Source organism: Allosphingosinicella sp. (assembly GCF_036570505.1).
Taxonomy (GTDB): domain Bacteria; phylum Pseudomonadota; class Alphaproteobacteria; order Sphingomonadales; family Sphingomonadaceae; genus Allosphingosinicella.
The window spans coordinates 19637-32997 of record NZ_DATCYB010000014.1; the positions used below are offsets into that span (position 1 = coordinate 19637).

7 protein-coding genes are annotated in these 13361 nt (G+C 66.3%); 5 read left to right on the forward strand and 2 right to left on the reverse strand.

The window, feature by feature from the left end:
- Position 1: 1 nt before the first annotated feature.
- From thrS to VIR62_RS00805, 4 genes are all read left to right on the forward strand, one after another.
- The gene (thrS, locus tag VIR62_RS00790; RefSeq protein ID WP_431867851.1) at positions 2-1984 is read left to right on the forward strand and encodes a threonine--tRNA ligase; all 1983 of its coding nucleotides are present in this window, start codon (positions 2-4) and stop codon (positions 1982-1984) included.
- Between the two features lie 120 nt (positions 1985-2104).
- Positions 2105-2635 (forward strand): translation initiation factor IF-3, encoded by a 531-nt coding sequence (gene infC / locus VIR62_RS00795; RefSeq protein WP_431867853.1) that lies wholly within the window; start codon positions 2105-2107, stop codon positions 2633-2635.
- Positions 2636-2917: 282 nt separating this feature from the next.
- The gene (locus tag VIR62_RS00800; protein ID WP_431867855.1) at positions 2918-5734 is read left to right on the forward strand and encodes a TonB-dependent receptor; all 2817 of its coding nucleotides are present in this window, start codon (positions 2918-2920) and stop codon (positions 5732-5734) included.
- Between the two features lie 85 nt (positions 5735-5819).
- Positions 5820-7652, forward strand: a complete 1833-nt coding sequence (locus tag VIR62_RS00805; protein ID WP_431867857.1) for a cation:proton antiporter — start codon at positions 5820-5822, stop codon at positions 7650-7652.
- On the opposite strand, the gene VIR62_RS00810 is transcribed toward VIR62_RS00805, so the two are convergent.
- The gene (locus tag VIR62_RS00810) at positions 7622-10375 is read right to left on the reverse strand and encodes a [protein-PII] uridylyltransferase (protein ID WP_431867859.1); all 2754 of its coding nucleotides are present in this window, start codon (positions 10373-10375) and stop codon (positions 7622-7624) included. The genes VIR62_RS00805 and VIR62_RS00810 overlap by 31 nt on opposite strands.
- 79 nt (positions 10376-10454) lie before the next feature.
- On the opposite strand from VIR62_RS00810, the gene VIR62_RS00815 reads away from it, so the two are divergent.
- Positions 10455-11642 carry an aspartyl/asparaginyl beta-hydroxylase domain-containing protein gene (locus VIR62_RS00815; protein WP_431867861.1) on the forward strand — a complete coding sequence of 396 codons (1188 nt, stop codon included), beginning with the start codon at positions 10455-10457 and terminating at the stop codon, positions 11640-11642.
- Here the strand turns inward: VIR62_RS00815 and mutS are convergent.
- On the reverse strand, positions 11590-13361 hold a 1772-nt coding region (mutS, locus tag VIR62_RS00820), incomplete at its 5' end, for a DNA mismatch repair protein MutS (protein WP_431867863.1). The two genes, VIR62_RS00815 and mutS, sit on opposite strands and share 53 nt — an antisense overlap.

Genomic DNA, 13361 nt, shown 5'->3' on the forward strand with positions numbered 1-13361 from the left:
TATGACGAAGCACTTCAAGATCACTCTTCCCGACGGCTCCGTGCGCGAGGTCGAGCGCGGGACTACGCCCGCCGATGTGGCGGCGGCGATCGGGCCGGGCTTGGCCAAGGTGGCGATCGCGGCGCGGGTGAATGGCGAGGTGCGCGATATCGGACGGCCGTTCGAGAGCGACGCCGAACTGGCGCTGATCACGTCGCGCGACGAAGCGGATGCGCTCGAGCTGGTCCGACACGATTATGCGCACGTGCTGGCCGAGGCGGTGCAGAATCTTTTTCCGGGAACGCAGATCACCTTCGGGCCGGCGACCGAGGACGGATTCTATTACGACTTCGCGCCCAGGGAGCGGCCGTTCACGGAAGAAGATCTGCCCGCCATCGAGGAGGAGATGCGGCGCATCATCGCCCGCGACGACCCGCTGATCCGCGAGGTCTGGACGCGCGACGACGTGCGAGAATTCTTCGTGAAGAGCGGCGAGACGTTCAAGGCCGAATGGGTGTTGGAGCTCCCGGCCGACGAGGCGATCACCATGTATCGCTCCGGCGAGTGGATCGACCTTTGCCGGGGGCCGCATCTGGCGTCGACGGGGAAACTCGATCCGCAGGCGTTCAAGCTGACCCGCGTGTCCGGCGCCTATTGGCGAGGCGACCAGAAGAACGCGATGCTGAGCCGCATCTACGGTACGGGGTGGCTCAACAAGAAGCAGCTCGACGCCCACCTGGTACGGCTGGAGGAAGCGGCGAAGCGCGATCATCGCCGCATTGCCCGCGAAATGGACCTGTTCCATCTTCAGGAGGAAGCCCACGGCTCGGTCTTCTGGCATCCCAAGGGATGGGTGATCTGGCGCGCGCTCGAAGCCTATTTGCGGCGCCGGCTCGACGCGGCGGGCTATCGGGAGATCAAGACGCCGCAGCTTCTCGACGCGAAGTTGTGGGAGGCGTCGGGCCACTGGGGCAAGTTCCGCGAGAACATGTTCGTCGTGCCCGACGAGGTGCCGGGGACGGATCCGGACAAGCCGGTGCTGACCGGCGCGGGCGACCTGATGGCGCTGAAGCCGATGAACTGCCCGGCCCATGTCCAGGTCTTCAAGCAGGGCATCACCAGCTATCGCGACCTGCCGCTGCGGCTGGCCGAGTTCGGCTGCTGCCACAGGAACGAGCCGCACGGCGCGCTGCACGGCATCATGCGTGTCCGCCAGTTCACGCAGGACGACGCGCATATCTTCTGCACGCACGCCCAGGTGGTCGATGAGACGAAGGCGTTTTGCGCGCTGCTCGACACGATCTATCGCGATCTGGGCTTTCCCGATTATCGGGTGAAGCTCGCGACGCGACCCGACCAGCGTGTGGGCTCGGACGAATCCTGGGACCGCGCGGAGGGCGATCTCGAAGCTGCGCTGAAGGCGACCGGCCTTCCTTACGAATTGCTGCCGGGCGAGGGCGCCTTTTACGGCCCCAAGCTCGAATTCCACCTCGACGACGCGATCGGGCGCACCTGGCAATGCGGGACGTTGCAGCTCGATCCGCAAATGCCGGAGCGGCTCGACGCGAGCTATGTCGGGGAGGACGGCGAGAAGCACCGCCCGCTGATGCTCCACCGCGCCATCCTCGGCACGTTCGAGCGCTTCATCGGCATTTTGATCGAGCATCATGCCGGCAAGTTCCCGCTGTGGCTGGCGCCGGTGCAGGCGGTGGTGGCGACGATCGTCTCCGACGCCGACGATTATGCGCGCGAGGTCGAGGAGAAGCTGCGCGAGGCGGGAATCCGCGTGGAGGCGGACCTTCGCAACGAGAAGATCAACTACAAGGTGCGCGAGCACAGCCTCGCCAAGGTTCCGAATCTGCTCGTCGTCGGCAAGCGGGAGGCCGAGGAGCGGACGGTGGCGCTCCGCCCGCTCGGAACCGACGCCCGCCAGGAAGTGATCCGCCTCGACGAGCTGGTCCAGCGCCTCTGGGTCGAGGCGACGCCGCCCGATCTTCGCGACTGAGCCGCAACAGAGACCCCAAAAAAGGCGGCCTGTCGCCGCCCAGTCTTTCATTTGCCGCCGCAATTCACTAGGTGGAGGGCCCTATCAGGCACATAAGGAGAAGCTACTATACGTCCCCCAATGACCCGGCGCCCTCAGTCGCCGCCGATGCACGGCCCCCGCTATAATGAATTCATCGTCTCGCCCAAAGTGCGCGTGATCGATGAAAATGGTGAGAATCTGGGGGTTCTGCTGACCGCCGAAGCCATCGAGCAGGCCGCCGAAGTGGGGCTCGACCTCGTCGAGGTTTCTCCCAACGCCGATCCGCCCGTCGCCAAGTTCCTCGACGTCGGCAAATACAAGTACGAGGCCCAGAAAAAGGCCAACCTCGCGCGGAAGTCGCAAAAGACGCAGGAGATCAAGGAGATCAAGATGCGTCCCAACATCGACGACCACGATTACGACACCAAGATGAAGAAGGTGTTCGCCTTCATCGAGGAAGGCGACAAGGTGAAGGTGACGCTGCGCTTCCGCGGCCGCGAGCTCGCCCACGGCCAGCTCGGCATGAATCTCCTGCAGCGCGTCCAGGAAGATGTTTCCGAGACCGCCAAGGTCGAGCAGCATCCACGCATGGAAGGCCGCCAGATGCTGATGGTGCTCGCGCCGAAATAGGCGCAAGCGGCACCGAAACGGCCCCGAATATGGAAGGCGGCGGTGCCGAAGGGCGCCGGCCGCCTTTTCCATGTCTGGGGCCGTCTCGCCTCTTTCCCAGCTTTCCGTAACGGCAATCGGACTCGTGTCCGCAGCATTGGTTTTATTGTGCAACGGGTTTGTTGCGGAATTGCAATGAAGCCGCTCAACCTAAGGGAAACTGCGGTTTTTGGGTGGAGGCGCTTGGGTCTTTGGGCTAGCCTTTACGCAAACGTAAATCAGAAAAATTGGGGAGGGGACAAAATGCGCAAGTCGTTCTGGTTGATCTCGGCAGGCATGGCGGCGCTGGCGGCGCCATCTTTCGCGCAGGAGCCGGTGCCCCCGGTCGGCGAGGCCACCCCCACCCAGGAAGCGGCGTCGGTCGACGAAGTCGTCCAGGACGAAGGGGGCGCGCAGGATACCGATGATATCATCGTCACCGCCACCCGCCGCAACGAGGCGCTGTCGGACGTACCTCTCGCGGTCTCCGCCGTGACCGGCCAGGCGCTCGAAAATTCGGGCGCGGCCGACATTCGCCAGCTCCAGCAGCTTTCGCCTTCGCTCCTCGTCTCCTCGACCCAGTCGGAAGCCGGTGCGAGCAGCGCCCGCATTCGCGGCGTCGGCACGGTCGGCGACAATCCGGGCCTCGAAAGCTCGGTCGCCGTCTTCATCGACGGCGTCTACCGTTCGCGCAACGGCACCGCTCTGACCGAACTCGGGCCAGTGGAGCGCGTCGAAGTGTTGCGCGGCCCGCAGGGGACGCTGTTCGGCCGCAACGCCTCGGCCGGCCTGATCTCGGTCATCACCGCGGGGCCGAAGTTCGAGAATGAAGGCCGCGCCGAAGCCAGCATCGGCAACCACGATTATCGCCGTTTCGAGCTCGGCTTCACCGGCCCGATTTCGGAGTCGGTCGCCTATCGCCTCGATGGCGTGTACCTGAAGCGGGACGGCTTCATCGAGGACGTTATCTCGGGCCGCGAGGTCAACGATCGCGACCGCTATCTCATTCGCGGCCAGCTGCTGTTCGAGCCAACCGACGCGCTCTCCGTGCGGGTGATCGGCGACTATGCCAATCGCGACGAGGAATGTTGCGGCGCCGTCTATCTGCCGGCGCAGGATTCAGTCGCTGGCGCCGATGGCAACATCACAGCCGGGCCCTCCTCCGCAGCCGCCCTACTGCGCGCGCTGGGCGGAGTGATCATCGACGACCCGTTCGAGCGGCAGATGTCGATCACGCCGGGCCGCACCTATCGCCAGGATGTCGAGGATTACGGCATCTCGGCCGAGGTCGTTTATGATTTCGGCGGCGCGGAGCTGACCTCGATCAGTGCCTATCGCGGCAACGACTATGTCCGCGGCCAGGACGCCGACTTCAACAATCTCGATATCCTCTATCGCGACGATGACGGCGGATCGAAGCAGAAGTTCCGGACGTTCACCCAGGAGCTTCGGCTCCAGGGCGAAGCCTGGGAGGGGCGGCTCGACTGGCTGGTCGGTGCCTATTACGCCAATGAAGAGCTGACCGTCCGCGACAATCTGAGCTTCGGCACCGACTATCAGCGTTATGCCAATTGCGTTCTGGCGGCCAACATCAGCGGCCAGCTGAGCCAGGCTTTCGGCGCGCCGATCAACCTTACCCAGCCGATCGGCGGGGTCGGCTGCTTCAACCAGACGGTCGCCGGCGCGATCGCCTCCAATCCGCTGGTGCCGCCGGAGCAGCGCCAGTTGATTGCCCTTCTGGGCGGCCTGGCGCCGGGCGTACCGCTCGGCGGTTATGACGCGATCGGCGCGGCGCTGGGAGCCGGGCTCGGCCTGCCGCCGCTGTCGTTCAACAATGCCATGACGGACGATCTGTTCGAGCAGAAGAGCCGCAACTTCGCCTTCTTCACCCACAATATCTTCGAGATCACCGATCGGGTGAACCTGACGCTCGGCCTTCGCTACACCAACGAGAAGAAGACACTCGACGCGACGCTGACCGACAACAATCTTTTCTGCCAGGTCATCGCTGCCTCTCCGTTAGCGGCTCTGGCCCAGCTTCCCTGCGTCGTGCCCAGCGTGCCGGGCGGCAGCTTCACGCAGGAGGATATCGACAGCAAGGAGGACGCGCTGAGCGGCACCGCCGTGCTGAGCTTCAAGCCGACCGACGACTTGTTGACCTATGTCAGCTACTCGCGCGGCTACAAGGCGGGCGGCTTCAACCTCGACCGCTCGGCGCTCGCCCGGGGCGCCGGCGGCATCGGGCCCGTCCTGGGGACGGCGAGCCTCGAGGATCTGATCTTCGAGCCGGAGAATGTCGATGCGTTCGAAATCGGCGCCAAATATAATGGTCGCGGCTTCGACCTCAACGTCACCGCCTTCCACCAGGTGTTCGACGACTTCCAGCTCAACACCTTCAACGGCCTGTTCTTCGAGGTCGCCAACGTGAACGCCTGCAAGGACGATCTGGGCGGTGCCGACACCGACAACGATCCGACGACGGGCGCCTGCCCGGGCGGCGTCAAGGGCGGTGTCAAGAGCACGGGTGTCGAGGTAGAGGCCTTTATGCGGCCGATGGAAAATGTCGGCGTCAATCTCGGCGCGACCGTGGCCGATACCCAATACCGCAACAATCTGGTCGGCACCGACGGCCAGCCGCTTTCCAATTCGCTGTTCCAGCTTCCTGGGCGGCGTATCTCCAACTCGTCGCTGTGGACGCTGACCGGCGCCTTCACCTACACGCCGCCGATCGGGAGCAGCGGCCTTAGCGGACTCTTCTATGTCGATGGCCGCTATCAGAGCGAGTTCAACACGGGCTCCGACCTCGACCTCGAAAAGATGCAGGACGATTATTTCGTCCTGAACGCCCGCGTCGGCCTGCGCGGTCCCGACGACGGCTGGGGGATCGAGCTGTGGGCGCAGAACCTGCTCGACGAGAATTACCAGCAGGTCGCCTTCGACGCGCCGATCCAGGGCTCATGTTCGATCCGAGGGGCACAGAACGGTTTCTGCTCACCGACCCCGAACCGCGCCACCCAGCTGTTCGGCTCCTTCCTCGCGGAGCCGCGCACTTATGGCGTGACCGTGCGCACGCGCTTCTAGGGCCGCTGCGGACAATGACCTTAAGGGCCCTGCCAGAGATGGCGGGGCCCTTCTCATTTGCGCTCCATCTAGGCATGGAGGCGGGATGATTTTCGTCGACTCGCTGATGGTGAAGATCGCGCTGATCGGCATCCTCGGCGTCGGCGCGCAGTGGATCGCGTGGCGCACCGGCCGGCCGGCAATCGCGCTGATGCTCTTGACCGGCCTCGTCGCCGGGCCGGTGCTCGGCATCATCGATCCGGAACGCGATTTCGGCGCCCTGCAGGAGCCGATCATCAAGCTCGCCGTCGCCGTCATCCTGTTCGACGGCGGCCTCAGCCTCAATTTCCGGGAGCTTCGCCATGCCGGCCCGGCCGTGCTGCGGCTCGTCATCCTGGGCGTGCCGATCGGCTGGGCGCTCGGCACCGCCGCCGCTTATTATGGGGCCGGGCTCTCGCTGCCGGTGTCGGCGCTGTTCGGCGGCATATTGGTAGTGACGGGTCCGACCGTGATCGGGCCAATGCTGCGCACCCTTCGGATCGGTCAGCGGCCGGCGAACATCCTCAAATGGGAAGGCATCGTCAACGATCCCATCGGCGCGCTGCTCGCGGTCTTCATCTTCGCGTACATAACCTATCAGGGCGAGCAGGTGAGCGTCGGCGCGATCGCGCTCGACGTTGCTCTCTCCTCGGTCATCGCCGGCCTGATAGGCTTCGGCCTGGCCTACGCTGTCACCTGGGTCTTCCCGCGAGGCTACGTCCCGGAATTCCTAAAGGCGCCGGTCCTGCTCGTCGTCGTCATCTCCGGCTTCATCGTCGCCGATCTCATCCAGCATGAGACCGGACTCGTCACGGTGACGGTGATGGGCATCACCATGGCGAACCGGCCCATCTATTCCTTCCAGGCGCTGCGCCGCTTCAAGGAAGATCTGGGCGTGCTGCTCGTCTCCGGCGTGTTCATCATTCTCCCCGCCACCCTCGACTGGGAAACGATGAGGGCGTTCGAGGCACGTTTCCTCGTCTTCCTGATCCTCCTCCTGTTCGTCGTACGGCCGGTGACGGTGCTCGTCAGCCTGTTCCTCTCCAAGGTGCCGTGGCGGGAGCGGCTGTTCATCGCCTGGATCGCGCCGCGCGGCGTCGTCGCGGTCGCCATCACCGGTCTCTTCTCGCTGCGCCTCACCGAATATGGCGTGCCGGACGCGGAGGCGCTTATCCCGCTATCGTTCGGCGTCGTCGTCGCGACCATTTTCGCCCATGGCTTCACCGCCCAGAAGCTTTCGGAACGGCTGGGCATCGACCAGGGACCCGGCCGCGGCGTGCTGCTGATCGGGGCCAACAGCTGGACGATCGCGTTCGGCCGGATGCTGGAGCAGCTCGAGATCGCCGTCACCGTCGCCGACACCAGCAAGCTCGCCCTCCGCGCGGCCCGCAAGGCCGACATCGACGTCTATCGCGGCGACATATTGGACGAGGTGACTCACGATCATCTGGACATGAAGCAGTTCCAGCAACTCGTCGCCGCCACCGACAACGACGCCTATAACGCCCTCATCTGCGCCGATCTGGGGCCGGAGATCGGCTTTGAATCGGTCAGTCAGATCGGCGCCGACCGAGAACGCGGGCCCGTCCGCGGCCGCGTGCTGATGCCGGGAGGGCCTTCGATCGAGGAGCTGGTGACGCGCGAGGCGGCCGGTTGGCAGTTCAGCCGCACAAAGCTCACCGACGAATTCAGCCTGAAGGATCATCTCGCCGCGCGCCCGGACAACGCCGAGAGCCTCGCCGTGCTGAAGCCCGACAAGCGCCTGCTCTTCTTCTCGACCGACGCCCGGCCGGTGACGGAGGCGGGCGACGTGTTGATCAGCTATGTACCTCCGGAGAAAGCCGTCCAGCGGCGCGAGAAGAAGGCCGCTCAGGCGGCGACACGCCCCGCCGCCACCTGACAATCCGCGGCCTTCAGCAGCCGTTCCCTAATCGTCTTCAGCCGCGCCGGCCGCTCGATCTTGGCGCCGTGGAGGTCGGTGAGGTAGAACACGTCGACCGCCCGCTCGCCATAAGTGGCGATGTGGGCCGAATGGATCGTCACCTTCGATTGCGACAGCGCCTGGGCAAGCCCGCTCAGCAGGGCGGCCCGATCGCGCGCATTGACCTCGACGACGGTGTAGCGGTTCGACGCCTTGTTATCGATGAACACCGCCGGGCGGATCGGGAAAGCCTCGGCGCGCGGCAGCGGCAGCGCCTTCGCCTCCAGCCGGTCCATCCTCGGCTCCTCACCCGCCGCGGCGGCGGTCACCGTTTCGTCCAGCCGCTCGAGCTGGTGAGGGTCGTCGAACGGGAGCCCGTGCAGATCTTGGACGAGGAAATTGTCGAGCACCATGCCGTCGTTGGTGGTGTGGATGCGAGCGTCGATGATGTTGCCCCCGGCGAGGCTGATCGCGCCCGCGACCCGGTAGAACAGGCCGGGCTGGTCCTTGGCGTAGACGGTGACGAGCGTGCCGCCGCGCTCCGGCTGAACGCCGGTCCAGAGCGGGCGTGACGCGGCGGGATCGCGGTCCGCCGTGTCGACGAAGCGGGCGTTCACCTCCAGCACCTCGATCGGCTCGGCCAGCCAGTAGGAATCGGGAAGCCGCCACCCCAGCCGGGCAAAGCGGCTCTCGTCCCAGCCGAGGCGCTCCGCCAGCTGCTCCTGTATGGCCGCCACCCGATGCTGGCGACCCTTCTGCTTGTGGCCGAGGCGCAGCATCTCCTCGGCCGCCTCGAATATCTCGCGCAGCAGCTGGCGCTTCCATTCGTTCCAGACGCCGGGACCGACCGCCCTGATGTCGACGACGGTCAGCAGCAACAACAGGCGCAGCCGCTCCAGGCTCTTCACCCGCCCGACGAAGTCGGCGATCGTCTTGGGATCGGCGAGATCGCGCTTGAAGGCGGTCGCCGACATGAGGAGGTGCCAGCGCACCAGCCAGGCGACCGTTTCCGTCTCCGCTTCGTCCAGCCCGAGGCGCGGGCAGAGCTGGTGCGCGACCTCGGCCCCCAGCACGCTGTGATCGCCGCCACGTCCCTTGGCGATATCGTGGAGCAGCACCGCGACATAGAGCGCCCGGCGCGAGGAGATCTGCTGGATGATCGCCGTCGAGATCGGATGGTCGGCCCTGAGCTCGCCGCGCTCAATCTTCGCCATGAGACCGATCGCGCGGATCGAATGCTCGTCGACCGTATAATGATGGTACATGTCGAACTGCATCTGCGCGACGACGCGCCCGAAGTCCGGAACGAAACGGCCGAACACGCCGGCCTCGTTCATCCAGCGCAGCACCGTTTCGGGATCGCGCGGCGAAGTCAGAACATCGAGGAACAGCGCGTTGGCGCGCGGATCCTCGCGCACGTCGTTATCGATCAGCTTCGCGTCGCGGCTCGCCGCCCGCATCGCCAGAGGGTGAATCTCCAGTTCGTGCCGGTCGGCGAGCGCGAACATCTGGAGGAGGCGGACCGGATCTTCCTCGAAGAATTTCTCGTTCGGCAGGGCGAGCCGTCCCCGGTCGAGCACGAAGCCTTCCAGCTTGCGCGGTCGGCGCCGAAGTGCGGGCAGGCCGAACCGGCGGCCGCTCCGAGCGAACTGCTCGTCCAGATGGGCGAGGAAGACGCCGGTCAGGTCGCCGACCGCTTTGGCATGCAGGAAATAATGCTGCATGAAGCGCTCGACCGGCGACTTGCCAGGCCGGTCGGCATAGTTCAGCCGCCCGGCGATCTCGCGCTGATAATCGAAGGTGAGCCGGTCGTCGGCGCGGCCGGCGACGAGATGGAGGTGGCAGCGCACCGCCCACAGGAAGCGCTCCGCTTTCTGGAACTGCCTCAGCTCCGCCTTGGTGAGCAGCCCCTTTTCGACCAGCTCGGGCACCGAGCGCACCCGGTAGGCGTATTTGCCGATCCAGAAGAGCGTGTGGAGGTCGCGAAGCCCGCCTTTCCCTTCCTTGACATTGGGCTCGACGACATAGCGGCTGTCGCCCATCCTTTTGTGCCTCGCGTTGCGCTCCTCCAGCTTCTCGGTGACGAAGGCCTTGGCGTGGCCGGCGACGACTTCCTTCCAGAAGCGGTTCTGCACTTCGTCGAACAGGGCCTCGTCACCCCAGAGATAACGCGACTCCAGGACGGCGCTGCGCACGGTATGATCGTCGGCGGCGATACGGATCAGATCGTCGACCGAGCGGCTGGAATGGCCGACCTTCAACCCCAGGTCCCAGAACAGGTAGAGCGTTGCCTCGATGACCTGCTCGGCCCAGCTGGTCGGCTTCCACGGGGTGACGAACGCGATGTCGACGTCCGAATGGAGCGCCATCTCGCCCCGTCCATAGCCGCCGACCGCCATCAGCGTGAGACGCTCCCCCGCCGTCGGATTGGCGACGGGATAGAGATGTTCGGTCGCGAAGTCATAGGCGAGGCGGACGATCTGGTCGGTGAGAAAGGCGTAGGCGGCGGCGGTCTCGCTGCCCTGCCAGGGTTTTTCCTCCAGCCGCCGGGCGATTTCGGCGCGGCCGGCACTCAGCGCCTGTTTCAGCAACCTGGTCGCCTTCGCCTTGCCGCGCGCGCCCAGGCCTCCCAGCTGATCGGCCAGGGCCTTGCGATCGATGATCGCGCGGCGGTGGCTGATCGTGGCGAAGCGGGAGTCCATGGCCCAGAGATAGGAAAATCGAGAGGGCGCGTCATCAGACGCATTGCAGCCGGCCAAGGGCCCGTTATGATTGCGGCCTATGCAGGAGGCGGACGCTCAGGCACTGGAGCAGGCGGGATTCGAGGCGCTCCGCCGCCGCGACCTGCCCACCGCGCGCGCCATATTCGAGCGGATGGTGGCCTTCGGCCACGACACGCCGCGGATTTCATTTCTCCTGGCCCGCGCATGCGACGTGCTCGACGACCGCGACGCCGCGCACGCGGCGCTTGATCGCATCCTGGCGAACAACCAGCGCGACTTGCGGGCCCTGTTGATGAAAGGCGACCTGCTGACGCGGGACGGTGACGATCGCGCCGCTATTTCCTGGTACGATCGCGCCTTGCGACTGGCCCCGGCGGCGACGATTCAGCTGCCGCCTGACCTCGCCGAAGGGCTGCGGCGCGCGGAGGCGGCGAGCCTGGCCGCCGCCGGCCGGTTCGAGGACCATCTGCGGGAAAGGCTCGCGGCCGCCGGCGTCTCATCGGGCAACGGCTACGGGCGTTTTGCGGAGGCGCTCGACATATTGTCGGGGGCCAAGGCGCCCCAACTCCAGCAGCCGACGAGTTTCTATTATCCCCGACTTCCGCAGATCGCTTTCTACGAGGCCGAGGATTTTCCTTGGCTCGCCGAAATGCTGACCGCCCTGCCGGCGATCCGCGCCGAGGCCGAGGCGGTGCTGGCGGGCGAGAGCGGCGTCACTCCCTATGTCCAGCGGGCGAAAGACAGGCCGGAGACGACGCATCCCTTGCTGAACGACCCCAGCTGGAGCGCTTTTCACCTATGGCGGGACGGCGAGCCGGTCGCCGAAAATGCCGCGCGCTGCCCGGCGACGATGAAAGCGCTCGAAGCATCGCCGATGCCGCGGATCAAGGGGCGGTGGCCCAATGCGCTCTTCTCGATCCTGAGGCCGGGAACGCACATCGAGCCCCATTGCGGCATGGTGAACACCCGCCTCATCTGCCACATCCCGCTGATCGTGCCGCAGGGCTGTCGCCTCCGCGTCGGCAACGAGACGAGGACGGTGGCGGAAGGCCGTCCGCTGCTGTTCGACGACAGCATCGAGCATGAGGCTTGGAACGATGGTGATGCGATCCGGGCGATCCTGCTGTTCGAGGTCTGGCGGCCGGAACTCACCTCCGAGGAGCAGCGAGCGCTTACCGTGATGTTCGAGGCGATCAGCGACTATTCCCGTCCGCCGGAGACGGCTCCTCCCCCGCCAGCCGCTTGAGACGGTAGATCGCGTCGAGCGCCTCGCGCGGGCTGAGCGCGTCCGCTTCGATCGCCTCCAGCGCGTCGCGGAGCGGATCCGCCTCCGGCTCCGCCGCGACCGCCGCCGCGAAGAGAGGAAGATCGTCGAGGCCGGCGGCGATGCCGCCAGTGGCGGCGCGGCCCTCCTCGAGCTTGGCGAGAACCGAGCGGGCGCGGGCGACGACCGGGGACGGCAGGCCGGCCAGCTTCGCGACGGCAAGGCCGTAGCTGCGGTCGGCGGGGCCTTCGGCGACCTCATGCAGGAAGACCAGTTCCCCTTTCCATTCGCGGGCGCGGACATGATGGAGCGAGAGGGCGTCCAGGCGCTCGGCGAGGCGCGTCAGCTCGTGATAATGAGTAGCGAACAGGCAGCGGCAGCGGTTGCGATCATGCACCGCCTCGACCACCGCCCAGGCGATGGCGAGGCCGTCATAGGTGGAGGTGCCCCGGCCGACCTCGTCGAGGATGACGAAACTGCGCTCGGTTGCTTGGGACAGGATGGCGGCGGTTTCGACCATCTCGACCATGAAGGTCGAACGGCCGCGCGCCAGATTGTCCGAGGCGCCGACCCGGCTGAACAGGCGATCGACCAGCCCCAGCGTGGCTTTCGCGGCCGGCACGTAGGACCCGGCCTGGGCGAGGATGGCGATGAGCGCGTTCTGGCGGAGGAAGGTCGACTTACCGCCCATATTGGGGCCGGTCACCAGCCAGAGGCGCGCCTCCTCCGACAACACGCAGTCATTGGCGACGAAGCGCTCGCCACTGACGCGGAGGGCATCCTCAACGACCGGGTGCCGTCCCGCCTCGACCTCGAAACAGCTATGGGGCGCGAAATGCGGGCGGCACCAGCCGCCCTCCGCCGCCCGCTCGGCCAGTGCCGAGGCGACATCGAGCCGGGCCAGCGAATCCGCCGCCGCCGCGATCTCGTTGGCTTTGGACAGGGCAGCGCCGATCAGCTCCTCCAGATGCACCGCCTCGGCGGCGAGCGCGTGGGCCCCTGCCTGCCCGACCCGCATCGCCTGGTCGTGCAGGTCGGGCGCGTTGAAGCGGACGACGCCGGCCAGGGTCTGGCGATGGGTGAAGCCCGAATCGGCCGCCATCAGCCGATCGGCATGCCTGGCCGGCACCTCGATATGATAGCCGAGCACGCCATTGTGGCGGATCTTGAGCGCGGCGATTCCGGTCTGCTGACGGTAGCGGGCCTCCAGCCCGGCAATCGCCCGCCGCCCCTCGCCGCCGGTGGCGCGCAGGACGTCGAGCGCGGCGTCATAACCCTCGGCGATATAGCCGCCCTGGGCGGTATCGATCGGCGGCGACGGGACCAGCGCGCGCGCGAGGAGATCGACCAGCGCGCCATGGCCCGTCAGCGTAGAAAGAAGCTCGACAAGAAGCGGTGGACGCTCGGCCTCGCGCGCCAGCTGGTCGTGGAGGCGGCGCGCTTCGTTGAGGCCGTCGCGCATCTGGCCAAGATCGCGAGGGCTCCCCCTGCCCGCTGCGAGCCGACCCAAAGCGCGGCCGATGTCGGGCAGGGCCTTGAGCTGCTTGCGCACTGCGTCGCGCAGGCCCGCATCGCCCTCGAACAACGACACGAGGTCGAGACGCGCCTCGATGAGATCCTGATTGAGGAGCGGCGCGCCGAGGTCCGCAGCGAGCAGGCGCGCGCCGGCCCCGGTGACGGTGCGGTCGACCGCGGCGAGCA

What these genes read in the sequence shown, in the direction of transcription:
- infC (WP_431867853.1), top strand. Translation starts at nt 2,105, where the DNA reads ATGACCCGGCGCCCTCAGTCGCCGCCGATGCACGGCCCCCGCTATAAT.
- VIR62_RS00815 (WP_431867861.1), top strand. Translation starts at nt 10,455, where the DNA reads ATGCAGGAGGCGGACGCTCAGGCACTGGAGCAGGCGGGATTCGAGGCG.
- thrS (WP_431867851.1), top strand. Translation starts at nt 2, where the DNA reads ATGACGAAGCACTTCAAGATCACTCTTCCCGACGGCTCCGTGCGCGAG.
- VIR62_RS00810 (WP_431867859.1), bottom strand. Translation starts at nt 10,375, where the DNA reads ATGGACTCCCGCTTCGCCACGATCAGCCACCGCCGCGCGATCATCGAT.
- VIR62_RS00805 (WP_431867857.1), top strand. Translation starts at nt 5,820, where the DNA reads ATGATTTTCGTCGACTCGCTGATGGTGAAGATCGCGCTGATCGGCATC.
- VIR62_RS00800 (WP_431867855.1), top strand. Translation starts at nt 2,918, where the DNA reads ATGCGCAAGTCGTTCTGGTTGATCTCGGCAGGCATGGCGGCGCTGGCG.